28 protein-coding genes and 1 tRNA gene are annotated in these 26,668 nt (G+C 67.8%); 17 read left to right on the top strand and 12 right to left on the bottom strand.

Features of this window, described 5'->3' with window-relative positions; all coding sequences use genetic code 11:
• The first annotated feature begins 119 nt into the window (after positions 1-119).
• Positions 120-1,130 (top strand): hypothetical protein, encoded by a 1,011-nt coding sequence (locus tag QKY98_RS12705; RefSeq protein ID WP_284671012.1) that lies wholly within the window; start codon positions 120-122, stop codon positions 1,128-1,130.
• A gap of 10 nt (positions 1,131-1,140) precedes the next feature.
• Here the strand turns inward: QKY98_RS12705 and QKY98_RS12700 are convergent.
• The 3 genes from QKY98_RS12700 to QKY98_RS12690 all read right to left on the bottom strand — a co-directional run bounded on the left by QKY98_RS12700 (position 1,141) and on the right by QKY98_RS12690 (position 4,136).
• Positions 1,141-1,236: transfer RNA gene (locus tag QKY98_RS12700), tRNA-Sec, on the bottom strand.
• 9 nt (positions 1,237-1,245) lie between these two features.
• Entirely contained in the window at positions 1,246-3,159 is a 1,914-nt protein-coding gene (gene selB / locus QKY98_RS12695) for a selenocysteine-specific translation elongation factor (RefSeq protein ID WP_284671011.1), read from the bottom strand.
• 89 nt (positions 3,160-3,248) lie between these two features.
• Positions 3,249-4,136: a LysR family transcriptional regulator gene (locus QKY98_RS12690; protein ID WP_027602541.1), complete on the bottom strand. Its 888-nt coding sequence runs from the start codon at positions 4,134-4,136 to the stop codon at positions 3,249-3,251.
• 110 nt (positions 4,137-4,246) lie between these two features.
• On the opposite strand from QKY98_RS12690, the gene QKY98_RS12685 reads away from it, so the two are divergent.
• Positions 4,247-5,233 carry an aldo/keto reductase gene (locus tag QKY98_RS12685; protein ID WP_181109996.1) on the top strand — a complete coding sequence of 329 codons (987 nt, stop codon included), beginning with the start codon at positions 4,247-4,249 and terminating at the stop codon, positions 5,231-5,233.
• 45 nt (positions 5,234-5,278) lie between these two features.
• On the opposite strand, the gene QKY98_RS12680 is transcribed toward QKY98_RS12685, so the two are convergent.
• Positions 5,279-5,587 (bottom strand): DUF2288 domain-containing protein, encoded by a 309-nt coding sequence (locus tag QKY98_RS12680; RefSeq protein WP_284671010.1) that lies wholly within the window; start codon positions 5,585-5,587, stop codon positions 5,279-5,281.
• Positions 5,588-5,801: 214 nt separating this feature from the next.
• Between QKY98_RS12680 and QKY98_RS12675 the strand changes: the two genes are divergently transcribed.
• The 5 genes from QKY98_RS12675 (at position 5,802) to QKY98_RS12655 (ending at position 10,691) form a co-directional block, all read left to right on the top strand.
• Positions 5,802-6,923: a branched-chain amino acid ABC transporter substrate-binding protein gene (locus tag QKY98_RS12675; protein ID WP_007159570.1), complete on the top strand. Its 1,122-nt coding sequence runs from the start codon at positions 5,802-5,804 to the stop codon at positions 6,921-6,923.
• Positions 6,924-7,037: 114 nt separating this feature from the next.
• A complete protein-coding gene (gene livH, locus QKY98_RS12670; RefSeq protein WP_007159571.1) occupies positions 7,038-7,961 on the top strand; it encodes a high-affinity branched-chain amino acid ABC transporter permease LivH in 924 nt (307 codons plus the stop codon).
• Positions 7,958-9,214, top strand: a complete 1,257-nt coding sequence (locus QKY98_RS12665) for a high-affinity branched-chain amino acid ABC transporter permease LivM (protein WP_007159572.1) — start codon at positions 7,958-7,960, stop codon at positions 9,212-9,214. Before livH ends, QKY98_RS12665 begins: the two co-directional genes overlap by 4 nt.
• Positions 9,211-9,978 (top strand): high-affinity branched-chain amino acid ABC transporter ATP-binding protein LivG, encoded by a 768-nt coding sequence (livG, locus tag QKY98_RS12660; RefSeq protein ID WP_007159573.1) that lies wholly within the window; start codon positions 9,211-9,213, stop codon positions 9,976-9,978. Before QKY98_RS12665 ends, livG begins: the two co-directional genes overlap by 4 nt.
• 11 nt (positions 9,979-9,989) lie before the next feature.
• Positions 9,990-10,691 carry an ABC transporter ATP-binding protein gene (locus tag QKY98_RS12655; RefSeq protein ID WP_007159574.1) on the top strand — a complete coding sequence of 234 codons (702 nt, stop codon included), beginning with the start codon at positions 9,990-9,992 and terminating at the stop codon, positions 10,689-10,691.
• 757 nt (positions 10,692-11,448) lie between these two features.
• Here QKY98_RS12655 and QKY98_RS12650 read toward each other — a convergent pair.
• Positions 11,449-12,360, bottom strand: coding sequence for a LysR family transcriptional regulator (locus tag QKY98_RS12650; RefSeq protein ID WP_284671009.1), 912 nt, complete (start codon positions 12,358-12,360; stop codon positions 11,449-11,451).
• A gap of 99 nt (positions 12,361-12,459) precedes the next feature.
• On the opposite strand from QKY98_RS12650, the gene QKY98_RS12645 reads away from it, so the two are divergent.
• The 3 genes from QKY98_RS12645 (at position 12,460) to QKY98_RS12635 (ending at position 16,540) form a co-directional block, all read left to right on the top strand.
• Positions 12,460-13,059 (top strand): short chain dehydrogenase, encoded by a 600-nt coding sequence (locus tag QKY98_RS12645; RefSeq protein WP_027597128.1) that lies wholly within the window; start codon positions 12,460-12,462, stop codon positions 13,057-13,059.
• A 59-nt stretch (positions 13,060-13,118) separates the two neighbouring features.
• A complete protein-coding gene (locus tag QKY98_RS12640; RefSeq protein WP_027602537.1) occupies positions 13,119-13,799 on the top strand; it encodes a membrane protein in 681 nt (226 codons plus the stop codon).
• Between the two features lie 260 nt (positions 13,800-14,059).
• Positions 14,060-16,540 (top strand): bifunctional diguanylate cyclase/phosphodiesterase, encoded by a 2,481-nt coding sequence (locus tag QKY98_RS12635; RefSeq protein ID WP_081398816.1) that lies wholly within the window; start codon positions 14,060-14,062, stop codon positions 16,538-16,540.
• A gap of 17 nt (positions 16,541-16,557) precedes the next feature.
• On the opposite strand, the gene QKY98_RS12630 is transcribed toward QKY98_RS12635, so the two are convergent.
• Together QKY98_RS12630 and acs are read right to left on the bottom strand one after the other, a co-directional pair.
• Positions 16,558-17,520 (bottom strand): GlxA family transcriptional regulator, encoded by a 963-nt coding sequence (locus tag QKY98_RS12630; RefSeq protein ID WP_007159579.1) that lies wholly within the window; start codon positions 17,518-17,520, stop codon positions 16,558-16,560.
• A 283-nt stretch (positions 17,521-17,803) separates the two neighbouring features.
• On the bottom strand, positions 17,804-19,762 hold the full coding sequence (acs, locus tag QKY98_RS12625; RefSeq protein ID WP_027602536.1) for an acetate--CoA ligase: 1,959 nt from the start codon (positions 19,760-19,762) through the stop codon (positions 17,804-17,806).
• Positions 19,763-19,924: 162 nt separating this feature from the next.
• Between acs and QKY98_RS12620 the strand changes: the two genes are divergently transcribed.
• Entirely contained in the window at positions 19,925-20,275 is a 351-nt protein-coding gene (locus tag QKY98_RS12620; protein WP_007159581.1) for a 4a-hydroxytetrahydrobiopterin dehydratase, read from the top strand.
• A 22-nt stretch (positions 20,276-20,297) separates the two neighbouring features.
• Here the strand turns inward: QKY98_RS12620 and QKY98_RS12615 are convergent, their stop codons facing one another.
• Positions 20,298-20,711 (bottom strand): VOC family protein, encoded by a 414-nt coding sequence (locus QKY98_RS12615; RefSeq protein WP_027597131.1) that lies wholly within the window; start codon positions 20,709-20,711, stop codon positions 20,298-20,300.
• Between the two features lie 125 nt (positions 20,712-20,836).
• Between QKY98_RS12615 and QKY98_RS12610 the strand changes: the two genes are divergently transcribed.
• Both QKY98_RS12610 and QKY98_RS12605 read left to right on the top strand, forming a co-directional pair.
• Complete coding sequence (locus QKY98_RS12610) at positions 20,837-21,061, top strand: hypothetical protein (RefSeq protein WP_007159583.1); 225 nt, start codon at positions 20,837-20,839, stop codon at positions 21,059-21,061.
• Between the two features lie 2 nt (positions 21,062-21,063).
• Complete coding sequence (locus QKY98_RS12605; protein WP_267398189.1) at positions 21,064-21,516, top strand: GNAT family N-acetyltransferase; 453 nt, start codon at positions 21,064-21,066, stop codon at positions 21,514-21,516.
• On the opposite strand, the gene QKY98_RS12600 is transcribed toward QKY98_RS12605, so the two are convergent.
• A complete protein-coding gene (locus QKY98_RS12600) occupies positions 21,513-21,725 on the bottom strand; it encodes a DUF3820 family protein (RefSeq protein WP_042136137.1) in 213 nt (70 codons plus the stop codon). The two genes, QKY98_RS12605 and QKY98_RS12600, sit on opposite strands and share 4 nt — an antisense overlap.
• A gap of 122 nt (positions 21,726-21,847) precedes the next feature.
• Here QKY98_RS12600 and QKY98_RS12595 point away from each other — a divergent pair, with 122 nt between their 5' ends.
• Positions 21,848-22,657 (top strand): SDR family NAD(P)-dependent oxidoreductase, encoded by an 810-nt coding sequence (locus QKY98_RS12595; RefSeq protein WP_007159586.1) that lies wholly within the window; start codon positions 21,848-21,850, stop codon positions 22,655-22,657.
• A gap of 56 nt (positions 22,658-22,713) precedes the next feature.
• On the opposite strand, the gene QKY98_RS12590 is transcribed toward QKY98_RS12595, so the two are convergent.
• On the bottom strand, positions 22,714-22,905 hold the full coding sequence (locus tag QKY98_RS12590) for a hypothetical protein (RefSeq protein ID WP_007159587.1): 192 nt from the start codon (positions 22,903-22,905) through the stop codon (positions 22,714-22,716).
• 233 nt (positions 22,906-23,138) lie between these two features.
• Between QKY98_RS12590 and QKY98_RS12585 the strand changes: the two genes are divergently transcribed.
• From QKY98_RS12585 to QKY98_RS12575, 3 genes are all read left to right on the top strand, one after another.
• On the top strand, positions 23,139-23,414 hold the full coding sequence (locus QKY98_RS12585) for a BrnT family toxin (protein ID WP_074583818.1): 276 nt from the start codon (positions 23,139-23,141) through the stop codon (positions 23,412-23,414).
• Positions 23,392-23,664, top strand: a complete 273-nt coding sequence (locus QKY98_RS12580) for a BrnA antitoxin family protein (protein WP_027597134.1) — start codon at positions 23,392-23,394, stop codon at positions 23,662-23,664. Before QKY98_RS12585 ends, QKY98_RS12580 begins: the two co-directional genes overlap by 23 nt.
• 233 nt (positions 23,665-23,897) lie before the next feature.
• Entirely contained in the window at positions 23,898-24,602 is a 705-nt protein-coding gene (locus tag QKY98_RS12575; protein WP_284671008.1) for an aspartate/glutamate racemase family protein, read from the top strand.
• Here QKY98_RS12575 and QKY98_RS12570 read toward each other — a convergent pair.
• Both QKY98_RS12570 and QKY98_RS12565 read right to left on the bottom strand, forming a co-directional pair.
• Entirely contained in the window at positions 24,599-25,903 is a 1,305-nt protein-coding gene (locus QKY98_RS12570; RefSeq protein WP_284671007.1) for a leucine-rich repeat-containing protein kinase family protein, read from the bottom strand. The genes QKY98_RS12575 and QKY98_RS12570 overlap by 4 nt on opposite strands.
• A 74-nt stretch (positions 25,904-25,977) precedes the next feature.
• Positions 25,978-26,655 carry a haloacid dehalogenase type II gene (locus tag QKY98_RS12565; protein WP_144960047.1) on the bottom strand — a complete coding sequence of 226 codons (678 nt, stop codon included), beginning with the start codon at positions 26,653-26,655 and terminating at the stop codon, positions 25,978-25,980.
• Positions 26,656-26,668 lie beyond the last annotated feature (13 nt).

Here is a 26,668-nt window from a genome sequence, read left to right as displayed (position 1 = left end):
AAAGGTAGGTTAATCCTGATTTATAACCTACTCTTGGTAGGTTAACGCGGGGAGCAGCTGCTGGCCAGCTGGCGGTGCGGTCTCCGCGATCTCAGCACTGCAGCCACGAGGACAGCATCATGCCACTGCAACCCATACTCTTTGCCGGCGGTTCGGGCACGGTAGGCCGCCAGGCCGTCCACTGGTTCCGCCAGCGCCAGCCTGACTGGCCGCTGCTGGTGGGGGGCCGCAACCTCGCCACGGCCGAGGACGTCGCCCAGGCCGCCGGCCAGGCCCGAGCGGTGGGCCTGGATCTCGACCAGCCGGGGCTGGGACTGGATCCCGCCCTCACCCCGGCAGCCATCATCATGCTGGCACCGGATCAGGCCCTGCACGGCCTGAGCCTCGCCCAGCGCCTGGGCATCCCCTATCTCAATGCCAACACCGGCGTCACCGAACTGGGGCCGGAAGTCGCCCAGTTCATGCACCACCCCGGCGCCCACGCCCTGGTGCTGTCCAGTCACTGGGCTTCGGGCGCCGCCCTGGCGCTGGCGCTCGATCTCGCCCGCCGCTTCACCCGGGTCGCGGCCATTGGAGTAGAGGTCTTGCTGGATGAGGAAGACCCGGCCGGTCCCCTGGCCTGGGAGGATATGGCGCGGGTGCACAGCGCGGCGCCCGCGGCCCTGGCGTTTCGGCATGGGCGCCGCCACTGGCTGAGCGGTGCCGACCTGCAGGGCAGCGTCACGGCGCTGGACGGTCGCACGCTGGCCGCCACGGCCTTTGGCTCCATCGATCTGTTGAGCCTCTGGGCCACCACCGCCGCGCCGGAGCTCCGCTTCGACATCGCCATGGGCGAGTCCTCCAGCCGGCGGCGGGGCGCGGAAACGGCGGCCGAGATCGCGGTCAAGGTGACCGGCGAAAGGGACGGCCAGACCACCACCGCACGGTCCGTGCTGGAATTCAGCCAGGGGCAGGCCTCGCTGACTGCCCTCGGGCTGGTGCTGTCGCTGGAGCGGGCGCTGGGCCTGGTGGGCGGTAGACCGCTGCCGGCAGGTCTCTATATGCCCGAACAGCTCTGGGCGGCCGACTGGTTTCTGCAGGAGTTGCAGCGGGAGGGCGCGGTGCTGCATCACCCGGTGGACGGGTACTGAGCTCAGGAAATGGCGGAAGGCAGTGGGAGTCGAACCCACCCGGGAACGGCTGCCGTCCCCAACCGGGTTTGAAGCCCGGCCACGCCACCGGGCGTGATTGCCTTCCTCTGTTGCGCTAGCCCTCGGCGGCGCGGGCCCAGGCGCTGTCCGGGCGGACCCGGCGCTCGTCGCCGAAGCGACGGGTGAAACCGATGCGATCCAGGCATTCGAGGATCTGGATGCTGCGCTTGCGACCGATGCCGAGGGCATCGCGAAAGGCCGCGGCGCGAATGATCCCTGCTTCGCGCTCCAGGCGCAATGCCTCACTGGCCGCGGCTTCCAGACTGGCCTGGGGATAGAAGAGATCCTTGACCACCTGGGTCAGTTCCCCCAGCCGGGCCAGTTTGCGCAGCAACAGGCGCACCTCGGCCTCGGGCTGACCCAGGCTCTTGGCGAGATCGCGGGTCCAGGGCGGATCGAAGCGCTGGGCCTCCAGCAGCGGCCAGAGCCGGGCCTTGAGCCCCTCCTCCGCTTCGGTGAGGCGTACCCGGTGATCGGGCAGGTGCAGCCAGGGACCGCTGCTCTGCAAGTGTCCCTCGGCCAGGGCCGTCTCCAGCAGCGCCAGATAGACGGGCCGCTCCAGTTCCGGCGCGGCGATGCGGCGCAGGCGATCGCGATCCGGTCCCAGTTCGTCGGGTTGCTCCTGGTGAAAGGTAGCCAGCGCCACGCCCAGGCGCTCGAGTGCCGCCTGCCACAGAGCCGCCGCGAACAGCCGCGGACCGACCCGCGTGTCCACCCTCAGGGTGTCGGCGGGCAACTGCCAGTCGCCTTCGGGGCGGTTGAATTGCCGGGCCAGCAGTCGCGGATCGAGACCGCCCGCGGCCTGGGCCAGGAGTTCGGGCAGGGCTTCCTCCAGGCCGCCCTGACGCAGCGCCTGGAGTTGCGCCAGGCGCTGCGGGGTGCGGCGATGGCGGGCCGGGGCGAAGGGATCGAGCAGCCGCGCACCGCCCAGGGTGCGCTGGGCGGACTGGTCGCGCAGCACCAGGCGATCACCGTGCACCCCGTGCAAAGGCGCATTGAGCACCAGTTGCGCCAGGGCCGTGGCACCCGGGGCGAGGCTGTCCCCTTCCAGCAGGGCGACGCGCCCGGTGAGATCCTGGGCGCCGAGGTGCACGTGCACCGGCGTCCAGTGCGCCAGGTTGCGCGCCTCGCCCGGCAACAGGCGCAGCTCCACGTCGATGCGGGTGGTGGGCGCGTGCAGCGCCTCGGCCACCAGCCAGTCGCCGCGGGCGAGGCTGTCGGTGCTCAGGCGCTCGCCCGCCAGATTGAGCGATACGCGCTGACCGGCCTGGGCGGCTTCTGCCGCGCGATTCTGCGCATGCAGCCCCCGCACCCGCAGGCGCTGGCCGCGCGGGGTAAGGATGAGCTCGTCGCCAACGGCCACCTGGCCGGCGAAGGCGGTGCCGGTGACCACCACCCCGGCCCCGGCGACGCTGAACACCCGGTCCACCGCCAGGCGAAAGCCACCGCGGACGTTGCGCTGGCGCACCTGGTCCAGGGCCGCGAGCAAGGCGGCGCGCAACGCGGGGATACCGGCGCCGCTGGGGCTGGCCAACGGATACAGCGGCGCCCCGGCGAAGGGCCCGGCAGCCAGCAGCGCACTGACCTCCTGACCCACCTGCGCCAGCCGCTCGGCGTCCACCCGATCGGCCTTGGTCAGGGCCACCAGCAGCCGGGGAATGCCAAGCAATTCGAGGATCGCCAGGTGCTCGCGGGTCTGCGGCATGACGCCGTCGTCGGCCGCCACCACCAGCAGGGCCAGATCCAGGCCGCTGGCACCGGCCAGCATGTTGTGCACGAAGCGTTCGTGGCCGGGCACGTCGATGAAGCCGGTGAGGCCGCCGTCGCCCAGATCGGCATAGACATAGCCCAGGTCGATGGTGATGCCACGCGCCTGCTCTTCACGGCGGCGGTCACCGGCGACTCCGGTGAGGGCCTGGATCAGCGCGGTCTTGCCATGGTCGATGTGGCCGGCGGTGCCGATGATCATGGGGACGGTACCAGGCGGGAGAACAGGGGCGTCATGGGGGCTCCAGGCGGCGGACTGGCGCTCAGGGTAGCGGCGCCCCGCGCGCCCGCCTAGCCGTGATGCTCGCGCAGGAAGGCCACGAAGGCGCGCAGCGGGGCTGGCAGCTGGCGGCGATCCGCGTAGTAGAGCCGCGGACCGGGAAAGGACGGGGACCAGTCCGCCAGCACTTCCACCAGGCGGCCGTCGGCCAGGGGCACGGCCAGGTAGTCGGCGAAGGAATAGATGAGGCCGACGCCGTCGAGGGCGGCCTGCAGTTCCAGGTCGAGTGCCGAAGCCAGCAGGCGACTGCCCGGCGCGATGTTGATGACCTCGCTGCCGCGCTCGAAACTCCATTGCGCCACCAGGCCGCTGGCGAAGCGATGCCCGATGCAGGAATGCCGGACCAGGTCGGCGGGATGCGCCGGTACGCCATGCTGTTCCAGGTAGGCCGGGGTTCCGGCCACGGCGAATCTCTGGGTGGCCGGGCCCAGCCGCACGCTGATCATGTCGGCTTCCAGGTGCTCGTCGTAGCGCACACCGGCATCGAAACCAGCGGCGAGCACGTCGATCAGCCGGTCCTCGGCCACCACCTCCAGGCGAATGCCCGGATGCCGAGCCAGGAAGGGGCCGATCAGCGGCGGCAGCAGCACCCGGGCGACGATGGTGGGCACATTGAGTCTCAGGCTGCCCACCGGACTTTCGCCCTCGGCATTGATGGCGTCCAGCGCGCCGCGCACCTCGCACAGGGCCGGGGTAAGGCGTTCCAGCAGGCGCTGGCCGGCCGCGGTGGGCGTCACGCTGCGGGTGGTGCGGTGCAGCAGCCGCACATCCAGTTCCCGCTCCAGCCGCCGCACCGCATCGCTCAGCGAAGAGGCGGCCACGCCACGCACATAGGCGGCGCCGCGAAAGCTGCGGGCCTCGGCCACGGCGGCGAAGGCCGCCAGGTCATCCAGATTCAAGGCGCCTCCATTGTACGGCTAGGCGAACAGGTCGTTGTGTCAGGACCGGATTATCGCACGGCACCCTGGCGACTAGAGTGAAGCCTCATCCATCTGACGAGGAATCCCTTATGCAACAGCGTCGCTTGGGCCAGCAGGGCCCTCTGGTATCCACGCTCGGTCTGGGCTGCATGGGCATGTCCGATCTCTATGGCGCCGCCGACCGTGGCGAGGCCATCGCCACCGTCCAGGCCGCCCTCGAACGCGGCGTCACCCTGTTCGACACCGGTGACTTCTATGGCATGGGCCACAACGAACTGCTCCTGGGCGAAGCCCTGCGCGGTCGGCGGGAGCAGGCGCTGATCAGCGTCAAGTTCGGCGCCTTGCGTGGTCCGGGTGGCGAGTGGCTGGGCTACGACGCCCGGCCGGTGGCGATCAAGAATTTCGTCGCCTACAGCCTCAAGCGCCTGGGCGTGGACCACATCGACATCTATCGCCCGGCGCGGCTGGATCGCCAGGTGCCCATCGAGGACACCATGGGCGCCCTCGCCGAGCTGGTCCAGGCGGGCTACATCCGCCACATCGGCCTTTCGGAGGTGGGCGCCCAGACCCTGCGGCGAGCGGCCGCGGTGCACCCGGTCTGCGACCTGCAGATCGAGTATTCGCTGGTCTCGCGCGGCATCGAGGCCGAGATCCTGCCGACCTGCCGCGACCTGGGCATCGGCATCACCGCCTATGGCGTGCTCTCCCGCGGTCTGCTCAGCGGTCACTGGCGCCAACCCTCGGGCAGCGGCGACTTCCGCGCCCTCAGTCCGCGCTTCCAGCCGGGTAACGTGGAGCGCAATCTGGCGCTGGTAGAAGGCCTGAAGCAATTCGCTGAACGCCGCGGCACCACCCCGGCCCGGCTGGCGGTGGCCTGGGTCGCCGCTCAGGGCGAGGACATCGTGCCTTTAATCGGAGCCCGCCGCCGCGCTCAGCTCGACGAATCCCTCGGTGCGCTGGAGGTGACGCTGAGCGATGCGGATCGCGCCGAACTGGAACGCCTGCTGCCGCCAGGCGCGGTGGCCGGCGATCGCTACGGCGAACACCAGCTGCGCGATCTCGACAGCGAACGCTGAGCCACGCCCGTTAGCAAAAGCCCGCCTTGCGCGGGCCTTTGCGTTTCAGCGCTCGGCCGGACGCTCCTGCATCAGCACCCAGGGCGCCACCACCACCGCCCACAGCGCCACCTCGGGCGCCTCCAGCCGGCGCCGCGCGCGCTCTTCGTCGACCTTGGCCAGCTGACCCTGCTGCAGCCACTGTCCCACTCGGGCGGCATCGTCCTGGGTCACGGCGATGGCCGCCTCGATCAGATCCAGCTCGGGCGCCACTTCCAACAGCACGCCCCGCGCAAAATGCGGTTGCAATTCTTCCCAGCCGATGGCGGCGGTCTGCCCGAGCAGGGTGGCGTAGCGCGTTGCGTGATCGGTCATGGTGCGGGCCTCGCGAAAAGGGCGGATTCTACCGTCGCCCTCCCCGCTTGCCGAGCGCCCGGACGCACGGTCGACAAGTCCGACAAGTTGTCGTCGCCAGCTTTCCAAGACGAACAGACGGTGATTAAACTGCGCGGCGCGTCATAAAGAACAAAATTGGCACATTTTCGCTTCCAACTGCCTCATTAATAAAAGCATTCCGAGTGGAGCACTCATGAAAAAGGCAACTCTGCGTTTCTCCCGCTTGGTCGCGGCCCTGGCCCTGGCCGGCATGGCCAGCCACACCCTGGCAGCCGACACCCTGAAGATCGGTCTGGCCGGCCCCAAGACCGGTCCGGTCGCCCAGTACGGTGACATGGAGTTCATTGGTGCCCAGATGGCCATCGAGCAGATCAACAAGGCCGGCGGCGTCAAGGGCAAGCAGCTCGAAGGCGTGATCTACGACGACGCCTGCGATCCCAAGCAGGCCGTGGCGGTTGCCAACAAGATCGTCAACGATGGCGTCAAGTTCGTCGTCGGCCACCTCTGCTCCAGCTCCACCCAGCCGGCCTCCGACATCTATGAGGACGAAGGCATCCTGATGGTGACCCCGGCGGCCACCAGCCCCGACATCACCAACCGTGGCTACAAGCTGATCTTCCGCACCATCGGCCTGGACAACATGCAGGGCCCGACCGCCGGCAAGTTCATCGTCGAGCACGTCAAGCCGAAGATCGTCGCGGTCATCCACGACAAGCAGCAGTACGGCGAAGGCATCGCCACCGCGGTCAAGCAGACCCTGGACAAGGCCGGCGTCAAGGTCGCCGTGTTCGAGGGCATCAACTCCGGCGACAAGGACTTCTCCTCGCTGATCGCCAAGCTCAAGCAGGCCAACGTCGACTTCGTCTACTACGGCGGCTACCACCCCGAGCTGGGCCTGATCCTGCGTCAGGCGGCCGAGAAGGGCCTGACCGCCAAGTTCATGGGTCCGGAAGGCGTGGGCAACAGCTCCATCTCCGCCATCGCCGGCAAGGCCTCCGAAGGCCTGCTGGTCACCCTGCCGCGCTCCTTCGACCAGGATCCCAAGAACCAGGCCCTGGTGCAGGCGTTCAAGGACAAGAAGCAGGATCCGAGCGGTCCCTTCGTGTTCCCCTCCTACGCCGCCGTTCAGGTCATCGCCGAAGGCATCGCCAAGGCGGGCGACGAGAAGCCCGAGGATGTGGCCAAGGCGCTGCGCAGCAACACCTTCAACACCCCCACCGGCGAGCTGGCGTTCGACGAAAAAGGCGACCTGAAGAACTTCGAGTTCGTGGTCTACGAATGGCACGCCGACGGCACCAAGACTGAAGCCAAGTAAGCCCTGCCTGTAACACCGGAGCCCACCGCCCACGGCGGTGGGCTTCGTTTATCCGCCTCCATCCGAGGCCTGGGACCTGCACCAGAAGTGCACTTGGGTCCCCTGGAGACACCCATGCCCGAGTTCTACCACTACCTGCAACAGCTGGTGAACGGCCTCACGGTCGGCAGCACCTATGCCCTGATCGCCATCGGCTACACCATGGTCTACGGCATCATCGGCATGATCAACTTCGCCCATGGCGAGGTGTACATGATCGGCTCCTACGTGGCTTTCATCGCCATCGCCGGCCTCGCCATGCTGGGCATCCACAGCCTGCCCATCGTCATGCTCGCCGCCTTCGGCGCCAGCATCATCATCGCCAGTGCCTACGGCTACAGCATCGAACGCATCGCCTATCGCCCCCTGCGCGGCGGTAACCGGCTGATCCCGCTGATCTCGGCGATCGGCATGTCGATCTTCCTGCAGAACTGGGTGCTGCTGGCCCAGGACTCCAAGGACAAGTCGATCCCCAACCTGCTGCCGGGCAACTTCATCATCGGCACCGACGCCATGAACGGCGTGGTGATCTCCTATGTGCAGGTGCTGATCTTCATCGTCACCCTGCTCACCATGTTCGGCCTGACCTGGTTCATCTCCCGCTCCCGCCTGGGCCGCGCCTGCCGCGCCTGCGCCGAGGACATCAAGATGGCCAACCTGCTGGGCATCAACACCAACGGCATCATCGCCCTGACCTTCGTCATCGGCGCCACCCTGGCCGCCGTGGCCGCGGTGCTGCTGGGCATCCAGTACGGCGTGATCAACCCGAGCCTGGGTTTCCTGGCCGGCATCAAGGCCTTTACCGCCGCCGTGCTCGGCGGCATCGGCAGCATCCCCGGCGCCATGCTCGGCGGCCTGGTGCTGGGCGTGGCCGAGGCCTTTGGCGCCGATGTCTTCGGTGACCAGTACAAGGACGTGGTGGCCTTCAGCCTGCTGGTGCTGGTGCTGCTGTTCCGCCCCACCGGCATCCTCGGTCGTCCGGAGGTGGAAAAGGTATGAGTGCCCGTCTGCGAACCGCCTTCTTCAGCGCCCTGCTGGTGCTGGCCGTCGCCTATCCCATCCTCGGCCTCAAGCTGGAGACGGTGGGCGTCAACCTCGAAGTGCACGGCGCCACGCCGCGCACCCTCTGGATCGTGGCCCTGGCCGCGGTGCTGATGTTCGTCTGGCAACTGGTGCGCGACCAGGTCACCGCCGGCTGGCGCCGCAGCGGCGGCCTGCCGTTGCCGGCCACCGGCCTGGGCACCAAGCTGACCGAACCCAAGACCCAGCGCTGGGTGATCCTCGGCCTGGTGCTGGTCGCCCTGGTGTGGCCTTTCTATGGCTCGCGCGGCGCGGTGGACATCGCCACCCTGATCCTGATCTACGTGATGCTCGGCCTCGGCCTGAACATCGTGGTGGGCCTGGCCGGTCTGCTCGACCTGGGCTACGTCGGCTTCTATGCCGTCGGCGCCTACACCTACGCCATGCTCTCCCACTACTATGGCCTGGGCTTCTGGGTGTGCCTGCCGCTGGCGGGGCTGATGGCGGCGCTGTTTGGCTTCCTGCTCGGCTTCCCGGTGCTGCGCCTGCGCGGCGACTACCTGGCCATCGTCACCCTGGGCTTCGGCGAGATCATCCGCATCCTCTTGCGCAACCTCACCGAATGGACCGGCGGTCCCAACGGCATCAGCGGCATCGACAAGCCGACCCTGTTCGGCCTGACCTTCGAACGCCGCGCACCCGAGGGCATGACGCCCTTCCACGAGTACTTCGGCATCCCCTACAACTCCGAATACAAGGTGATCTTCCTCTACCTGATCGCCCTGCTGCTGGTGCTGCTGACCCTGTTCGTGATCAATCGCCTCCTGCGCATGCCCATCGGTCGCGCCTGGGAAGCCCTGCGCGAAGACGAGATCGCCTGCCGCGCCCTGGGGCTGAATCCCACGCTGATCAAGCTCTCGGCCTTTACCCTGGGCGCCTGCTTCGCCGGTTTCGCCGGCAGCTTCTTCGCCGCCCGCCAGGGCCTGGTGTCGCCGGAATCGTTCACCTTCATCGAATCGGCCATCATCCTGGCCATCGTGGTGCTGGGCGGCATGGGTTCCCAGCTCGGCGTGATCCTCGCGGCCATCGTGATGATCCTCTTGCCGGAGCTGATGCGCGAATTCAGCGAATACCGCATGTTGATGTTCGGCCTGCTGATGGTCGTGATGATGATCTGGCGTCCGCAAGGCCTGCTCCCGATGCAACGCCCGCACCTGGAGTTGCGCAAATGAGCCAAGCCCTTCTCGATGTCTCCGGCCTGTCCATGAGGTTCGGCGGCCTGCTGGCCGTCAACGGCGTCAACATCCGTGTGGAACAGGGCCAGGTGGTCTCGCTGATCGGTCCCAACGGCGCCGGCAAGACCACGGTGTTCAACTGCCTGACCGGCTTCTACCGGCCCAGTGGCGGCGAGATCCTCCTGCGCGGCGAGGCCATCCAGGGCCTGCCCGGGCACAAGATCGCCCGCAAGGGCGTGGTGCGCACCTTCCAGAACGTCCGCCTGTTCAAGGAAATGACTGCGGTGGAGAACCTGCTGGTGGCCCAGCATCGCCACCTCAATACCGGCTTCCTGGCCGGGCTGTTCAAGACCCCGGCCTTTCGCAAGAGCGAAGCCGAGGCCATGGACTACGCGCGTTTCTGGCTGGAGCAGGTCAATCTCACCGAGTTCGCCAACCGTAACGCCGGCAATCTCGCCTACGGTCAGCAGCGCCGCCTGGAAATCGCCCGCTGCATGATGACCCGCCCGCAGATCCTCATGCTCGACGAGCCGGCCGCCGGCCTCAACCCGCGCGAGACCGAGGACCTCAAGGCGCTCATCGCCCTGCTGCGCGCCGAGCACGGCGTCACCGTGCTCTTGATCGAGCACGACATGCACCTGGTAATGAGCATTTCCGACCACATCGTGGTGATCAACCAGGGTACCCCCCTGGCCGACGGGACGCCGGAGCAGATCCGCAACAACCCCGACGTGATCAAGGCCTACCTGGGCGAATCCTGATGGAGACCTCCATGCTGCAGTTCGACAACGTCTCCACCTTCTACGGCAAGATCCAGGCGCTGCATGGCGTCAGCGTGCAGGTGAACCGGGGCGAGATCGTCACCCTGATCGGCGCCAACGGCGCCGGCAAGTCCACCCTGCTGATGACCCTCTGCGGTACCCCGCGCGCCCATGGCGGCAGCATCCGCTACGAAGGCGAGGAACTGGTCGGCCAGGAAACCGCGCAGATCATGCGCAAGGGCATCGCCGTCGTACCGGAAGGCCGCCGGGTGTTCGCCCGCCTGACCGTGGAAGAGAACCTGGCCATGGGCGGCTTCTTCACCGACAAGCACGCCTATGACCGCCAGCTGGAGAAGGTCCTCGGCCTCTTCCCGCGCCTCAAGGAGCGCTATGCCCAGCGCGCCGGCACCATGTCCGGCGGCGAGCAGCAGATGCTCGCCATCGGCCGGGCGATGATGAGCGAGCCGCGCCTGCTGCTGCTCGACGAGCCCTCCCTGGGCCTGGCGCCCATCATCATCCAGCAGATCTTCGAGATCATCGAGCAACTGCGCCAGGATGGGGTGACGGTGTTCCTGGTCGAGCAGAACGCCAACCAGGCGCTCAAGCTGGCCGACCGCGGCTATGTGCTGGAGAACGGCCGCATCGTCATGCAGGACAGCGGCGCCGAACTGCTGGCCAACCCGGACGTGCGCAAGGCCTATCTGGGCGGTTGAGCATGCCGTCGCTGCCCGACACGCTTCAACCTCGGCGCGGCGAAGCCCAACGATGCCGTAGCGTGGAAAACGGCGTAGCCTTTTCCAACGGGGGTTTCGCGGTGAAGGGTGCTCTCACCCCAGCCCTCTCCCGCAGGGGGAGAGGGCTTTCAGTGCGTAGGTTGGGTTGAGACGGCTCCATCGTCGAAGCCCAATAGCACCGTAGCGTGGAAAACGGCGCAGCCTTTTCCACTGGGGTTTCGCGGCGAAGCGCGCTCTCACCCCAGCCCTCTCCCGCAGGGAGAGGGGGCGATCCAAGCAGCGCGTAGGTTGGGTTGAGACGCCTCCACCGTCGAAGCCCAACAGCACCGTAGCGTGGAAAACGGCGCAGCCTTTTCCACTGGGGTTTCGCGGCGAAGCGCGCCCTCACCCCAGTCCTCTCCCGCAGGGAGAGGGGGCTTTCAACGCGTAGGTTGGGTTGAGACGGCTCCACCGTCGAAGCCCAACGGTGCCGTAGCGTGGAAAACGACGCAGCCTTTTCCACTGGGGGCTTCACAGCGAAGCGCGCCCTCACCCCAGTCCTCTCCCGCAGGGAGAGGGGGCTTTCAATGCGTAGGTTGGGTTGAGACGGCTCCATCGTCGAAGCCCAATAGCACCGTAGCGTGGAAAACGGCGCAGCCTTTTCCAACGGGGTTTCGCGGTGAAGGGTGCCCTCACCCCAGCCCTCTCCCGCAGGGAGAGGGGCTTTCCGCGCAGGCGTTGAGCTCCATCAACCTCGCTACCCCAACGCCTCCAACCGCTGCCGACTGCGCTCGAACCAGTCGCTCAGGGCTTCCGCTACCACTCTGGTGCGCTTCGGCAACCCACCTTGGTAGGGATGCACCAGAAACAGCGGCTGGCTGGGGGTGCGCCATTCCCGGAGCAGCCAGATCAGGGCGCCACTGGCCAATTCTTCGTGCACCATGAACGAGGGCAGCCGGGCGATGCCTTGCCCGGCCAGGGCGGCCTGCTTGAGCAGGCTGTAGTGGTTGCAGGAAAGACTGGGCTCCACCTGGACACGGCTGAGCTGATGCTCGCGGTGATAGAGCCAGACGTCGCCCTCGGCATAGTGACTGTTCACCAGGCAGCGATGGCCGAGCAGATCCTCGGGCACCCGGGGAACCTCGACTCCGGCCAGATAGGCGGGTGCCGCGCAGGTCACCTCCTGCATGGCGAACAGCGGGCGGGCGACCAGGCGTTCGTCCGGCTCCAGCCGGGCGCGGATCGCCAGGTCGAAGCCCTCGGCCACCAGGTCGCGGTAGCCGTTGTCCAGCACCAGGTCCAGCTGTATGGCGGGATGGGCGGCGCGACAGGCCAGCAGCACCTCGAAAAAGGTGTAGCCCAGGGACACGGGCACGGTCAGGCGCACCGGGCCGACGGCTTGCTCCTGCAGCCGGGCCACGCTCTGCAGGGCCCGCTCGCGCTGGCGCACCAGGGCCTGGGCCTCCGGGAGCAGGGCACGACCGGCGGGGGTGGGATCGAGGCGTCGGGTGGTACGGTGCAGCAGCTGGGTCTCCAGGCGCATCTCCAGCGCCCGGATGCGCTTGGACAGCTGGCCCTTGCTGCAGCCCAGGCGCTCGGCCGCGCGGGTGAAGCTGCCGCTGTCACAGAGGATGGCGAAGGCGGCGAAATCGGCGAAGTCATCCTGCATCGTTTCCTCCTGGAAACACTGGATTGCCATTCAGGTGATTTATCCGGGCAATGGGCCATTCTAGGCTGAGGACTCCCTTCCCTTCACGGAGCCACCCCCATGAAAATCATCCTCGTCGGTGCCAGCGGGACCCTGGGCAGCGCCATCGCCGAACGCCTGGGCAGCCGCCATGACCTGATCCGCGTCGGTCGCCGATCCGGCGACCTGCAGGTCGACATCACCCAACCCGAGTCCATCCGCGCCCTCTTCGCCCAGGTGGGTCGTTTCGACGCCCTGGTCAGCGCGGTGGGTTCGGTGACCTTCGCCCCCTTCACCGAGATGACGCCCGAGGCGTACCAGAAAGGCCTGCAGGACAAGCTCATGGGCCAGGTCAATCTGGTGCTGCTCGGCCAGCAGCAGGCCGCCGAGGGCGCCTCCTTTACCCTGACCACCGGCATCCTCAGCGAACAGCCCATCGCCCAGGGTAGCTCGGCGGCTATGGTCAACGCGGCGCTGGAAGGCTTCGTGCGCGGTGCGGCCATCGAATTGCCCCACGGTCAGCGCCTCAACGCGGTCAGCCCGACGGTGCTGCAGGAGTCCCTGGGCCACTACGGTGATTTCTTCCGCGGTTTCAAGGCGGTCAGCGGCGCCGAGGCCGCCCTGGCCTACGAACGCAGTGTGGAAGGACGAGAAACCGGCAAGACGTATCGCGTCTGGTAAGTCCTTGAGCTCGCGGCGCTGTCTGAGTAACGTGTGCCCACCTCAGTCGGAGTCCTGCGATGCCAGCGCCGCGTGCCATCTTTCCCCTAGCCCTGCTCGGCCTCCTCGGCGGCTGCAGCCTGTTCCAGAGCGACGACACCCCGCGTGCACCGGGCGGCGAGCGCCTGCAGGGCGATCTGCGCTGGAGCGGTGACCAGCTGCTGTTCCGCCCCTGCCAGGAACAGCGTTTCTTCGACGTCACCGACGCCAACAACACCGCCATCCTGCGCGATGCCCATGAACTGGCCGCCGACAGCGGCGCCGCTTCGCTGTTCGCCGACCTGCGCGGCAAGCTCAAGTCCGGCGGCCGCGATGGTGCCCAGGGCGTGTTCGCCGTCACCGATGTCTACCGCGTGCAATACAGCGGACCGGGTTGCAGCGATCCCAACTTCAAGCGCACCGCCATGAACGCCGGTGGCCATGGACCGGACTGGAGCGTCCAGGTCAGCAACCAGGGCATGCTGGTCAGCACCGCCGGCCAGCAGCGCCGCGCCCTGCCCTTCGTGCAGGAAGAATTGCCGGGCGGCATGCGCGCCCTGTCCAGCGAAGCCAATGGCGAGAAGGTCGAGCTGTGGATCAATCCGCGGCGCTGCGTGGACGGTCGCACCGGCACCGTGCAGTCACTGCAGGCCGAACTGCGCATCAATGGCCAGACCTGGCAGGGCTGCGCCTTCTATGGCGGAGCCGGCAACCCCACCTAACTCGGGCGTTCGCGCGATGCTTAGCGCGATCCCCTTGGCATCTCCCGCTTTACGTTTAGCGTCGCGCGCCCCAAGGGGCTAGTCTAGCGACGGCAAGGTTTCATCCGCTTCGCTTGGTCACTTCCGGGTTCCACCAGGCGAAGGCACAGGAACGCTCATCCAGCCAGGGTCCAGGCATGCCAACATTCCCAGCGTCTCGTAGCGCGCCTCCGCGCCGACGGGGCCATACCGTTCTCCTGCGGCTGTTCCCCGCGCTCTGCGTGCTGCTCCTGGGTCTCATCGGCCTGGGTTGCTATCTGCTGGTCGACAATGCCGTGCGCCAGGATGCCACCGTCGCCCAGCATACCGAGCGCGCCGTTGGCCGCACCTTCACGCGCCTCGACGAAGAGGTCGCCCGCAACCTGATCGACTACAGCAAATGGGACGAAGCCTATCGCCGCCTGCACCAGACACTGGACAGCGACTGGGCCTTCGAACAGGGCAATCTGGGCGAATCCCTGTTCCAGGTCTATGGCTATGAGGGAGTGCTGGTGTTCGACGGTCAGGATCGGCCCCGCTATCGCCTGCTCGACGGCCAGCTCGCCGATCCCGCCGCCCCCTGGCTGCAGGGCGACATCGCCGGCCTGCTGGCCGCGGCGCGCAGCGCCGACGCCCGCGCCGGCAGCGTGTCCGGCGTGCTGACCGTGGCCGGGATGCCGGCGCTGGTGGCCGCCGCCGCCATCACCCCGGGCGACCAGGCCGGCGTTCGCCCCCAGGACGCGCCGGCCTCGGTACTGGTCTTCGTCAATGTGCTCAGTCCGGCGCGGCTGGCGGCCCTGAGCGAAGCCAACAACCTGCCGCCGCTGAGCATCAGCGCCAACGGCGCCGGCAGCCGCGCCAGCTGGCAACTGCCGGGTTCCAGCTATCAGCTGACCTGGCGCCCACCGCGTCCGGGGCTGTGGCTGATGCAACAGACCCTGCCGCTGTTCGGCGGCGGGGTGCTGATCCTGCTGCTGGGGCTGATCTGGCTGTTTCGCCAGGCGCTGATCTCGATGCGCCAGCTGGATGCCCAGTACGATGACCTGCTGGCCAGCCGCAGCGAACTGGCCATCGGCGAGCGGCGCTTCCGCGACATCGCCGAGGCCACCTCGGACTGGCTGTGGGAGGTCGACGCCACGCTGCGCCTGGTCTATGTCTCGGATCGCTTCGCCGAGGTCACCGGGGAAGCCACCGAGCGCTGGCTCGGCCGGCCGCTCGCCGAATTGCTCACCCCCCATGCCGACACCCTGGCGCACTGGCTCGCCGGCCAGGCCCACGACCGCAAGCCACGACAGCCGCTGGTCTGCCACTACCTGGACGGCAACGGGCGCGAACGCACCTGCCGGGTGGCCGCCCGGGCCATTCCCGAAGGCGGCTATCGCGGCACCGTCACCGATCTCACCGACGAGATCGAGGCCCTGGCCCAGGTCCAGCACCTGTCCTGGCACGATCCCCTGACCGGCCTGCCCAACCGCCATCGCCTGCACCAGTTTCTCGCCACCCATCTGGAAGGCCCGGAGCCCCGCCCCCTGGCGCTGATCAGCCTGGACCTGGATAGATTCAAGACGGTCAACGACGCCCTCGGCCATGCCGCCGGCGATCAGGTCCTGCAGGAAGCGGCGCAGCGCCTGCGGCAGAACGTGACCGCCACCGACCTGGTGGCGCGCCTGGGCGGCGACGAATTCTGTGTGGTGCTCAGCGGCGATCGCGACCCCGCTGCCATCGCCGACCTCTGTCGGCGCCTGGTGGAGCAGTTGCGCCAACCCTTCCGCCTCGGCGAGCAGCGGGTCTTCATCGGCAGCAGCCTGGGCGTGGCCCTGGCGCCGCGGGATACCGGCATCCCGGCGGAATTGCTGCGCCTGGCCGACATCGCCCTGTACCAGGCCAAGTCTGCTGGCCGCGGCACCTGGCGCTTCCACGAACCGGCCATGAACGAGCAGGTGCTCCTGCGCCGGCAGCTGGAACAGGATCTGCGCCAGGCCCTGCGCGATGATCGGCTCAGTCTCTACTACCAGCCACGCCGTTGCCTGGCCGATGGCAGCCTGTGCGGCTTCGAGGCGCTGGTGCGCTGGGAGCACCCGACCCAGGGCCTGCTGGAGCCGCTGGATTTCCTGGCCCTGGCCGAAGACGCCGGCCTCGGGCAGCGCCTGGGGCGCTGGGTGCTGGAGACCGCCTGTCACGACGCCCAGGGCTGGCCGGAACGCCTCTCGGTGTCGGTCAATCTGTCGCCGCAGCAATTCCACGCCAACGAAGATCCGGTGCAGACCGTGGCCGAGGCGCTCTACCAGAGCGGCCTGGCGGCCTCGCGCCTGGAGCTGGAACTCACCGAGCGCACCCTGCTGGATCCCGCCGCCGATGTGGCCAACACCCTGGGCGCGCTCAAGGGCCTGGGCGTGCGCCTGTGCCTGGACGACTTCGGTTCCGGCCTGTGCTCCCTGGCCTACCTGCGCCGCTATCCGCTGGACGGCATCCGCCTCGACCGCAGCCTCATCGCCCGGCACCGGCAAGCGCCGGAAGACAGCGCCCTGGTGCGGGCCATGATCGATCTCGGCCGCTCGCTGGGGCTGAGGGTGACCCTCAAGGGCGTGGAAGACGCCGAGCACCTGCGCCAGCTGCAGCACCTGCCGGCGGACGAGATCCAGGGCTTCCACTGCGGCGCGCCGCTACCGGCCGATCGGCTGGGCGCCTGGCTGGACGAAGGGGTGGCGGAGCCGTTGAGCTGAAGGGGTGCGCCGGGCGCCTAGCGCTCGGCCACCATGCTGCCCTCGCCCGCCGCACCACGTCGCTGGTTGCGGTCGTCGCGAGGAGTGACGCCAAAGAAGTTGCGATAGGCGCTGGAGAAGTGCGGCCCCGACGAGAAGCCGCAGGACAGGCCGATCTGGATGATCGACTTGCTGGTCTGGGTCAGCATCTTGCGCGCCCGATTCAGCCGTAGCTCCAGGTAGTACTGGCTGGGCACCCGCGCCAGGTACTGCTTGAAGATCCGCTCCAGTTGCCGGCGGGAGACGCAGACGTGCTGGGCGATCTCGTCGGTGGTGAGAGGCTCTTCGATATTGGCCTCCATCAGCATCACCGCCTGGGTCAGCTTGGGATGACTCGAGCCCAGGCGATTCTTCAGCGGAATGCGCTGCCGCTCACTGCCTTCGCGCAGCCGCTCGACGATCAGCTCCTCGGCGATGGTGCCCGCCTGCTCGGCGTCGCGGTCACGGCCGATCATGGCCAGCAGCAGATCGAGGATGGCCAGGCCGCCACAGGCGGTCAGGCGATCGCGGTCCCACTCGTAGAGGTGGTGGGTGGCGATGACCTTGGGAAACTGCTCGCTGAATTCCTCCAGCCAGCGCCAGTGCACGGCGGCGCGATGCCCGTCGAGCAGACCGAGCTGGGCGAGGATGTGCACCCCGGCGGAAAAGCCTCCCATCACCACCCCGGCCCGGGCGGTCTGGCGCAGGGCCGCGGCCAGGGGCGGCGGCAGCGCGGGCGAGGGTTCGTCGGCCAGCACGAAGAGGCGATCCAGGCGTTCCAGCTGCCCTTCCCAGTGGCCACCCGGCAGGCGCGGCTGCAACTCGCTGCCGGCCTGCAGAAAGCGCACCTCGTAGGGCGTATCGCTTGAATGGCGAGCGGCGAGTTCCAGCGCTTCCTCGACCAGGCCCACGGTCAGCGGACGAACGTCGGGCCACAGCAGAAAGGCGATGCGGATGGTCATCTAACGTCTGGCTTCCTGTCGAGAGCGGCGGGGGCGACCGATCCGGGGCCCGCGCGCCATGAAACCCTTGTGGGGTGGCACGCATGGTACGCCGGAGCGCTGCCCCTGTCCCGGCCTTTGCCCGGGGTAGCGGACCGGTGTGCCCTCCGGTCCGCCGGTTGGCGCGATTCTAGCGCCAGCGCAACGGCCAGGGCTTTTACCCTGGCGACAACTCCTTACAGGACCGCCAAAAACAAACCGCCCGCTACCGGGACGATAGCGGGCGGTTGGCGAAGCCGTCGAATCAGGCGACGGCCTGGCTCATCTGCTGGTGGGTGCCGACCAGATGCTGCACCACCCCCGGATCGGCCAGGGTGGAGATGTCGCCAAGGGCGTCGTACTCACCCACGGCGATCTTGCGCAGGATCCGCCGCATGATCTTGCCGGAGCGGGTCTTGGGCAGCCCCGGCGCCCACTGGATGACATCGGGCGTGGCGATCGGGCCGATCTCCTTGCGCACCCACTGCTTGAGCTCCTGGCGCAGGGCTTCGTTGCCCTCCTCGCCCTGGTTGAGGGTCACGTAGACATAGATGCCCTGGCCCTTGAGGTCATGGGGCATGCCCACCACCGCGGCCTCGGCCACCTTGGGATGGGCCACCAGGGCGCTCTCGATCTCGGCGGTGCCCATGCGGTGGCCGGAGACGTTGAGCACGTCGTCGACTCGCCCGGTGATCCAGTAGTAGCCGTCTTCGTCGCGGCGGGCGCCGTCACCGGTGAAGTACATGCCCTTGAAGGTCTTGAAGTAGGTGTCGACGAAGCGGTCGTGGTCGCCATAGATGGAGCGCGACTGGCCCGGCCAGGAATCGAGGATCACCAGGTTGCCTTCCACGGCGCCGTCGAGCAGGTTGCCTTCGTTGTCCACCAGCGCCGGCTGGATGCCAAAGAACGGACGGGTCGCCGAACCGGGTTTCTGGCCGATGGCGCCGGGCAGCGGGCTGATGAGGATGCCGCCGGTCTCGGTCTGCCACCAGGTGTCGACGATGGGGCAGCGCTCCTGGCCCACGGTCTTGTAGTACCAGTGCCAGGCCTCGGGGTTGATCGGCTCGCCCACCGAACCGAGCAGGCGCAGGCTGCTGCCGTCGACGCCGCGCATGGCCGCGTCGCCCTGGGCCATCATGGCGCGGATGGCGGTGGGCGCGGTGTAGAGGACGTTGACCTGGTGCTTGTCCACCACCTGGCCCATGCGGGTGACGTCCGGGTAGTTGGGCACGCCCTCGAACAGCAGGGTGGTGGCGCCATTGGCCAGGGGGCCATAGACGATGTAGCTGTGGCCGGTGATCCAGCCGACGTCGGCGGTGCACCAGTAGACCTCGCCCGGGCGATAGTCGAAGACCCGCTCGTGGGTCAGGGCGGCATAGGTCAGGTAGCCACCGGTGGTGTGCAGGATGCCCTTGGGCTTGCCGGTGGAACCGGAGGTATAGAGGATGAACAGCGGCGCCTCGGCGGACATCTCCTTGGGCTCGCAGTGTTCCGGAGCCACCGAGGTGATGTCCTCGTACCAGACGTCGCGGTGGCGGTGCCAGGCGATGTCGGCGCCGGTGCGCTTGCAGACGATCACCTTGCGCACCGAATAGGTGGCCGGGTTGGTCAGGGCCTCGTCGACGTTGGCCTTGAGCGGGATCTTGCGCCCGCCGCGCACGCCTTCGTCGGCGGTGATCACCAGCTTGGACTGGCAGTCGCTGATGCGGCCGGCCAGGGATTCGGGAGAGAAGCCGCCGAACACCACCGAGTGCACCGCGCCGATACGGGCGCAGGCCAGCATGGCCACCACGGCCTCGGGGATCATCGGCATGTAGATGGTTACCACGTCGCCGCGGTGGATGTCCTGGCCGCGCAGGGCGTTGGCCAGCTGGCAGACCTCGCGATGCAGCTCGCGGTAGGTGATGTGGCGGCTGTCGGCCGGATCGTCGCCTTCCCAGATGATGGCGGTCTGGTCGCCGCGGGTTTCCAGGTGGCGATCCAGGCAGTTGTAGGAGGCGTTCAGGGTGCCATCGGCGAACCACTGGATGTCGACGCGATGATCGTCGAAAGAGGTCTGCTTGACCCGGCTGAAGGGCTTGATCCAGTCCAGGCGCTGGGCCTGCTCGCGCCAGAAGCCATCGGGGTTGAGGATGGACTGCTGGTACAGCCGGCGATAGGTGACTTCATCGGTCAGGGTCTGGGAAGCGACTTCCGCGCGGACCGGGTAGAAAGCGGCACTCATGGGACGATCTCCTCGGCGGGAAACTGTTGTTCTTGTTGTGTTCCGTTGTACGGCGCGCACCGGTTTCGGACCATTCGACCATGGTCGGACGGGACGCCGGGAGCTGACCGGCGGGTCTGTTACCCTGCCCTTTCGTGACTTTCTTTCCCCAAGGAGCGCCCCATGGCCGATCTCGCCCACTCCCATTGCGTCCCCTGCCGCTCCAGCGAGCCTGCCCTGAGCGAGGCCGCCAGCAACGAATTACTCAAGGCCGTCCCGGGGTGGACGCTGGTCGAGCGCGAAGGAATTCCACGGCTGGAACGCCGCTATGCCTTCGGCAACTTTCTGGAAGCGCTGGACTTCACCAACCGCGTCGGCCGCGAGGCGCAGGATGAGGATCACCACCCGGCCCTGCTCACCGAATGGGGCGCGGTGACGGTGAGCTGGTGGACCCACAACATCGGCGGCCTGCACCGCAACGACTTCATCATGGCCGCCCGTACCGATGCGGTCGCCCTGGCGGCCAACGTCTGAGCGCCGGACCGCCGGCCGCACGCTAGTCGCAGGCGGCGGCGAGTCCCTCGGCATGCACGAAGCACAGCTTGTTGCCTTCCGGATCCCGGCAGTAGGCGGCGTAGAAGTCCGCGCCATAGTCCGGCCGGATGCCGGGAGCGCCCTCGTCATTGCCGCCCAGTTGCAGGGCGCGGTGCCAGGCCGCCTCGACGGCCGCCGGCGAAGGCGCGGCGAAGCTCACCTGGACGCCATTGCCCCAGGAGGCCGGCAGGCCATTGAAGGGCAGCTGTACATAGAATTGCGGCCACGCTCGCCCCGGGCGCTGCCAGCCACACCCGGGCGGGCCACCATCGTCTTCGGCCGGCATCCGCACCAGGCCGAGCTCGTGCAACACGCCGTCGTAAAAATCGATCAGGCGCTCCAGATCACGCGCGCCTACCTGTACATGGCTGAACATGGGCTCTCTCCCGCTTGCCAGGGGCCATCAGGCCACGTTAGACCAGTCTGCTGCGGCTGCCTATCGGCTCGACAAGCCCGGTCCGGGCGGTTAGCGTGGCGGCCTTTGCCTGTGACGACATAGCCATGAATCTGCGCACCCTCCCCCGCCTGACCAAGATCGGTCTGGTCTTCTTCATCCTCGGCCTGCTGGGCGTGGCCTTCGCCCTCTATGGCCTCTACCAGGGTCCGCGTCCCTCCGAACCCGGCGCCATGCGCAGCCTGCTGTTCGCGGCAGGCTTGCAGCTGACCGGCTACGTGCTGCTCAACCGCAATCGCTTCCGCATGCTGTCCGGCCGGCGCAAGGACTGACCATGACCCTCCAGTGGAGCTGCCGCGCCGCACCGGCGCTGACCACCGCCGAGCTTTATGCCGCCCTGGTGCTGCGCGCCCGGGTCTTCGTGGTGGAGCAGCAGTGCATCTATCCCGACGCCGATGGCCTGGACCTGGCGGAAGACGTCTGGCACCTGTTCGGCTGGCGCGACGACCAGTTGCACGCCTACCTGCGCCTGCTCGGCGCGGTACGCGAGGAAGTGGTGATCGGCCGGGTGATCGTCGCCCCCGAGGGCCGCGGCAGCGGCCTGGGGCATCTGCTGCTGGCGGAAGCCCTGCGCGTCTGCGCCGAGCGCTGGTCCGGGCGCCCGCTGTTCCTCTCCGCCCAGGCCCATTTGCAGGCCTACTATGGCCGCTATGGCTTCACACCCTGCTCAGCGGTCTATGACGAAGACGGCATTGCCCATATCGACATGCGTCGCCTGGCCGACTAACGGCGGCGCAGCGGATCGAGCAGCGGCTTGAGGCCGTTGTGGTCGATCTCCTGCATCAGCGCCAGCAAGCGGCCCAGCTCGCCAGGCGGAAAGCCGCTGCGGGCGAACCAGTTGAGGTAGTGGCCCGGCAGGTCGGCCAGCAGGCGGCCGGCGTACTTGCCATAGGGCATGGTCCAGGTCACCAGGGCTTCCAGATCCGCGGGTTGCATCTCTTGTCTCCTCTACACGGCCTGGCGATTATGCCATGCCCTCAGGGGCCAACCGTCGGCCGCGGGGAGCGCCAGCCGTCCGCGACGATCCCAGCTACACCAGGTCTGCAGAGGATTTCAGCATGAGCAACGTTTCCCGGCCGCTGGCCGCCGTCACCGGTGCCTCCAGCGGCATCGGCTTCGAACTGGCCAAGCAGCTGGCCCGCCACGGCCATGATCTGCTGCTGGTCTCCCGCGGCGATGGGCTGGACGCCGCCGAGCGCGAATTGCGTGCCCTGGGGGTCAAGGTCTGGAGCCATGCGGCCGACCTGCGCACCGCCGTGGGAGTGGAAGAGACCTTTAGATTCCTGCGTCGCCAGGGCCGCCCGCTGGACGTCGTGGTGCTCAACGCCGGCGTCGGCCTGGGCGGCGCCTTCGTCGGCCAGACGCGCCTGGAAGACGAGATGGCATTGATCCAGCTCAATGTGATGGCCACCGTGCACCTGGCCAAGCTGGTGTTGCCGGAGATGGTCGCCGCCGGCCGCGGCCGGGTGCTCTTCACCTCCTCCATCTCGGCCACCGCGCCGATTCCCTTCGAGGCCGTCTACGGCGCCTCCAAGGCCTTCATCAATTCCTTCGCCTTCGCCCTGCGCAACGAGCTGAAGGACAGCGGCGTGACCCTGACGGTGCTCATGCCCGGCCAGACCGACACCAACTTCTTCCACCGCGCCGGCGAAGACGACACCAGCGTCGGCGCCGGGCCCAAGCACGATCCGGTACAGGTGGCCGCCCAGGGTTATGCCGCCCTGATGCAGGGCCTCGACCATGTCTATGGCGGCGGTCCCGAGGTCCAGCACGAGGGCGAGGTGCTCAATCGGGTGGAAAGCGAGGCTCAGAAGGCCGAACGGCACCGCGCCTGGTCGGAGCCGGGATCGGCGGAAAAAAAGGACTAGCTGCGCTTACGCCAGGCGAGGTGTCAGGCCCCTGCCTGACGTCCGCCCGACAGCCTCTAGTTGACCGGCGTGGCCCCGGGCGTGCCGCACTTGGCGAACTTGCCCTTGGCATCCTTGCATTGCACCGCCTTGGTCTTGGTCGTGTCGCATTTGACGAACTTGCCGTGGGCATCCCGGCAGGGCGCCGCCTGGACGCTGGCGGATGCGAAAAGGGTCAGGGCTAGCGCGGCGAACAGTGCTTTGAGCATGACGATCACCTCCAGGGCCGGGAGTGGCCTCTCGAAGCGTAGCTTGCATGCCAGGGCGCTGCCACGGGCGCTAGCTAGCGACACAAAAGCTCGTATCCAGGCACTGGAGGGAAGACCGTGAGGCTTGCTCGATGTGTGTCGAGGCCGCTCCCCAACGCTCGTTGACGTCATCCGCAGGCTCGTATGGACGAGAAAGTCTTGCCGCCCCCAATTAATGTACATACGATAAATCCATGGACATCACCTTCGACCCGGCCAAGAACGCCCTCAACATCGCTGCTCGCGGATTGAGCTTCGAAGGGGTTGCCAACTTCGATTTCGAAACGGCGCTGATCTGGGTCGACGACCGCAGGATCTATCCGGAAGTACGGTATTCGGCCCTGGGCCTGGTTGCGGGCCGAGTGCATGCCGTGGTGTTCACCGAAACCGCTACCGGCATTCGGGTCATCAGCTTCCGCAAGGCAAACAATCGCGAGGTAAAACGCTATGAGCAAGCCACTCAACCCTGAATTGATCGACGCGGAAAACCCTGAGTGGACCGACGAGAAGGTCGAGCAATCGGTGCGTATCGGTGCGTTGCCGGTGACCTTGCAAGCCAAGCTGCGTCGCGGCCGACCCCAAGCGAGCGTCACCAAGGAGCGCATCACCATTCGGCTTTCCCCGGACGTTGTCGACGCCTTCCGCGCGACGGGTTCAGGCTGGCAAACCCGCATGGATGCCGCGCTCAAGGACTGGCTGAAAACGCATTCGCCGTCCTGATCGTGCTCCGCCTTGCCCTGACACTGGGCGTCCATCTCCAAGCTGGATAAATCAGGAGTCGCGCTATCCAGACCTGCCGCTAGAGGCCTAGGGCAGCATCCGCCGATTCCCCTCGACGTTCTTGCGGCCGACCAGGCTGCTCACTGTACCGCCCGATCTCTGCCTCACTGATCCTCGCGCACCGCGGGAACAGGCGCCAAGATGCCCATTCGCCAATCACCATGGGAACGACCATGCGCACCCTGGGCCTGCTGGGCGGCATGAGCTGGGAGAGTTCGGCTCACTACTATCGCATCCTCAACGAAGAGGTCCGGCGGCGACTGGGTGGCAGTCATTCGGCGGCCTGCCTGCTGCTGTCGGTGGACTTCGCCGAGATCGCTGCCCTGCAGCATGCCGGCGACTGGGCGACGCTGGGTCTACGTCTGCAGGCGCATGCGCGACAACTGGCGGCCGGCGGTGCCGAGGCGCTGGTGCTCTGTACCAACACCATGCATTGCCTGGCGGCGGAGATCGAGGCGGCCACGGCCCTGCCGCTGTTGCAGATCGCCGATCCCACCGGGACGGCGATCCAGGCGAAGGGCCTGCGGACCGTCGGCCTGCTGGGCACCGCCTTCACCATGGAGCAGGCCTTCTATCGCGAGCGGCTGACGGCGCGCTTCGGCCTGGAGGTGCTGGTGCCTGAAGCGACCGCGCGCCAGACCGTGCACCGCATCATCTATGAAGAGCTGGTGCGCGGCGAGGTGCGCGCCGAATCGCGGGCCGCCTATCGCGCCATCATCGCCGAACTGGTCGCCCGGGGCGCCGAGGGCATCGTGCTCGGCTGCACCGAGATCATGCTGCTGGTGGACCAGAGCGACAGTGCGGTGCCGCTGTTCGACACCACGCGACTGCACGCCCTGGCCGCCGTGGACTGGGCCTTGGACGAGCCCCGGGACTAACCCTGCAGTCGCTGCGCCACCTCGGCCAGCAGCGGACGGGCATCGAGCGCGGGCTGCTGGCACTCCGCGGCCAGGGCCGCCAGTGCCGGATCGACCGGCTCGCTGCACCGCGCCAGCCACTCCTCCAGCAGGATGCCGAAGGCGCGACTCTCGAAGCGTTGCAGGCGCGCCGCCTGAATCTCGTCCTCGGGCAGCAGCGAGGCACCGCCAAAATCCCCCAGCAGGCAGCGGGCGCCACCGTCCCAGAGGATGTTGTGGGCATAGAAATCACCGTGGACCAGGCCGTGCCCGTGCAGGTGCGCCAGGGCACTGGCCATGCCGCCAGCCATGCTGCGCACGGCGCTGGCGGTGAAGCGGGTGTCCTCGGGATAGACGTCGCGGCTGCAGGTGGTGAAGCTGGGCGGACCGGCCAGGTTGCCGAAGGCCGGCTCCACCAGCTCCAGCACCAGGCCGCTGCGCTGCTCGGGATGCTCGGCCAGATCACCGAGAGCACCGATCAGCCAGGGATGGGTGCCGGCGCTGAGGCTGGCGGCGCTTTCGCTTTCCGGGGTGCCATCGCTGGTCATGCTGCCCTTGAACAGCTTGACGGCAACCTCGCGCGACCCGGTGGGCGATTGCCAGCGCGCCTGATGGATGATGCCGGAGGCGCCCTCCCCCAGCCGCTCGCCAAGCTGCAGATCACCCCAGGCGATGCGCTGCTGGCGGGCGGCCTGAGCTCGCACCGCGCGCTCGCGCTCGGCGCCCAGGGGATTGTCGCCATAAGCCAGCCAGGTCAGCCGTGGCAACTCCAGGATGGCCGGCGGCAGCGCGGCGAAGCGATTCGCCGACAGCCGCAGCAGTTCCAGCTGGTGCAGGTCGGCCATGGACGCCGGCAGATGCTGCAAGCGGTTACCGGCCAGCATCAGCTTTTGCAGGGCGGGACGTTCGCCCAGGGCGGCGGGCACCTCGGCGATGCGGTTGTCGGTAAGGATCAGCCAGCGCAGGCGTGGCGGCAGGGCCGCGGCGCCTACCCGCTCCAGCTGGCAGGCCTTGAAGCCGATCATCTCCAGCCTGGGCAGCGTGCCCAGCACCTCGGGCAGTTCAGTGAAGGGATTGCCCGAGCAGAAGAGAATGCGCAGCTGGTGCAACCGACCCAGGTCGGCGGGCAAGCGGGTCAGCCGATTGCCCGACAGGTCGAGGATTTCCAGGCTGTCGGCCAGGTTATAGATCTCTTCGGGAAATTCGGTCAGATCGGCGCGCAGGGTCAGGCGCGTGGCCCCGGCCAGTTCGCCGGCACGCAGCCGGGCAAGGGTATCCGTCATGGGAAAGCGACTCTCACTGTCTGGAAAAACCGGCACCCGCCGGTGATGGCGCGGACGTTAGCACGCCGGGGCAACTAGCCGCGGCCCTCGTGCGCCAGAATGCGCGCCACTGCCTCTTGCAGCGTGCCGGCGGTCACCTGGGGCGGCGCCAGGGGATTGGCCACCTGGTCGGGACGCCGCTGCAGCAGGGCACCCTTGAACCCGGCGGCCTGGGCGCCGGCGATGTCCCAGGCATGGACGGCGATCAGCCACAGGTCTTCGGCGGGTTGACCCAGGCTGCTGGCGGCCTTGCGATAGGTGGCCGTAACCGGCTTGCTGGCGTCGGCGTCCTCGGCCGAGAGGATATCGGCGAAGGCGTCGCTCAGGCCGGCGTATTCCAGCTGCGCCCGGGTCGCGGCGCGCGCATTGTTGGAAAAGGCGATGCAGCGCACGCCCTGTGCCCGGGCGAAATCGAGGCCCGCGCGGACATCGGCATGGGCGGGCAGCCGTTTGAGGGCGTCCGCGACGCGCTGCCGGTCGGCGGCGGTGAGCGTTCGCCCGAACCGTGCGCCGATCATCTCCAGCGCCGCCTGACCCTGGGTCTCGAAGGGGGCGTGCCGGCCACAGAGCTCGGCGCTCATGGCGTTCTGCAAGGTCTGGGCGAACCATAGCGTGCGGCTCTGAGGGTCACCGAACAGGTCGGTGAACAGGCCATCCAGCGCGGACAGGTCCAGCACGGTCTCGTTGATGTCGAACAGGCAGGTCAGGGTCATGGTCGCTACTCGG

Origin of the sequence: Pseudomonas sp. HR1, from assembly GCF_030175875.1 — a bacterium.
Lineage (GTDB): Bacteria > Pseudomonadota > Gammaproteobacteria > Pseudomonadales > Pseudomonadaceae > Chryseomonas > Chryseomonas oryzihabitans.
The sequence above is the reverse complement of the archived record's forward strand: the minus strand, read 5'-3'. Positions and strand labels throughout refer to the sequence as shown.

Bases quoted from the DNA above. Each gene is read 5' to 3' on its own strand.
- QKY98_RS12705 (WP_284671012.1), top strand. From the start codon at position 120: ATGCCACTGCAACCCATACTCTTTGCCGGCGGTTCGGGCACGGTAGGC.
- selB (WP_284671011.1), bottom strand. From the start codon at position 3,159: ATGATCATCGGCACCGCCGGCCACATCGACCATGGCAAGACCGCGCTG.
- QKY98_RS12685 (WP_181109996.1), top strand. From the start codon at position 4,247: ATGCAACAGCGTCGCTTGGGCCAGCAGGGCCCTCTGGTATCCACGCTC.
- QKY98_RS12680 (WP_284671010.1), bottom strand. From the start codon at position 5,587: ATGACCGATCACGCAACGCGCTACGCCACCCTGCTCGGGCAGACCGCC.
- QKY98_RS12675 (WP_007159570.1), top strand. From the start codon at position 5,802: ATGAAAAAGGCAACTCTGCGTTTCTCCCGCTTGGTCGCGGCCCTGGCC.
- livH (WP_007159571.1), top strand. From the start codon at position 7,038: ATGCCCGAGTTCTACCACTACCTGCAACAGCTGGTGAACGGCCTCACG.
- QKY98_RS12665 (WP_007159572.1), top strand. From the start codon at position 7,958: ATGAGTGCCCGTCTGCGAACCGCCTTCTTCAGCGCCCTGCTGGTGCTG.
- livG (WP_007159573.1), top strand. From the start codon at position 9,211: ATGAGCCAAGCCCTTCTCGATGTCTCCGGCCTGTCCATGAGGTTCGGC.
- QKY98_RS12655 (WP_007159574.1), top strand. From the start codon at position 9,990: ATGCTGCAGTTCGACAACGTCTCCACCTTCTACGGCAAGATCCAGGCG.
- QKY98_RS12650 (WP_284671009.1), bottom strand. From the start codon at position 12,360: ATGCAGGATGACTTCGCCGATTTCGCCGCCTTCGCCATCCTCTGTGAC.
- QKY98_RS12645 (WP_027597128.1), top strand. From the start codon at position 12,460: ATGAAAATCATCCTCGTCGGTGCCAGCGGGACCCTGGGCAGCGCCATC.
- QKY98_RS12640 (WP_027602537.1), top strand. From the start codon at position 13,119: ATGCCAGCGCCGCGTGCCATCTTTCCCCTAGCCCTGCTCGGCCTCCTC.
- QKY98_RS12630 (WP_007159579.1), bottom strand. From the start codon at position 17,520: ATGACCATCCGCATCGCCTTTCTGCTGTGGCCCGACGTTCGTCCGCTG.
- acs (WP_027602536.1), bottom strand. From the start codon at position 19,762: ATGAGTGCCGCTTTCTACCCGGTCCGCGCGGAAGTCGCTTCCCAGACC.
- QKY98_RS12620 (WP_007159581.1), top strand. From the start codon at position 19,925: ATGGCCGATCTCGCCCACTCCCATTGCGTCCCCTGCCGCTCCAGCGAG.
- QKY98_RS12615 (WP_027597131.1), bottom strand. From the start codon at position 20,711: ATGTTCAGCCATGTACAGGTAGGCGCGCGTGATCTGGAGCGCCTGATC.
- QKY98_RS12610 (WP_007159583.1), top strand. From the start codon at position 20,837: ATGAATCTGCGCACCCTCCCCCGCCTGACCAAGATCGGTCTGGTCTTC.
- QKY98_RS12605 (WP_267398189.1), top strand. From the start codon at position 21,064: ATGACCCTCCAGTGGAGCTGCCGCGCCGCACCGGCGCTGACCACCGCC.
- QKY98_RS12600 (WP_042136137.1), bottom strand. From the start codon at position 21,725: ATGCAACCCGCGGATCTGGAAGCCCTGGTGACCTGGACCATGCCCTAT.
- QKY98_RS12595 (WP_007159586.1), top strand. From the start codon at position 21,848: ATGAGCAACGTTTCCCGGCCGCTGGCCGCCGTCACCGGTGCCTCCAGC.
- QKY98_RS12590 (WP_007159587.1), bottom strand. From the start codon at position 22,905: ATGCTCAAAGCACTGTTCGCCGCGCTAGCCCTGACCCTTTTCGCATCC.
- QKY98_RS12585 (WP_074583818.1), top strand. From the start codon at position 23,139: ATGGACATCACCTTCGACCCGGCCAAGAACGCCCTCAACATCGCTGCT.
- QKY98_RS12580 (WP_027597134.1), top strand. From the start codon at position 23,392: ATGAGCAAGCCACTCAACCCTGAATTGATCGACGCGGAAAACCCTGAG.
- QKY98_RS12575 (WP_284671008.1), top strand. From the start codon at position 23,898: ATGCGCACCCTGGGCCTGCTGGGCGGCATGAGCTGGGAGAGTTCGGCT.
- QKY98_RS12570 (WP_284671007.1), bottom strand. From the start codon at position 25,903: ATGACGGATACCCTTGCCCGGCTGCGTGCCGGCGAACTGGCCGGGGCC.
- QKY98_RS12565 (WP_144960047.1), bottom strand. From the start codon at position 26,655: ATGACCCTGACCTGCCTGTTCGACATCAACGAGACCGTGCTGGACCTG.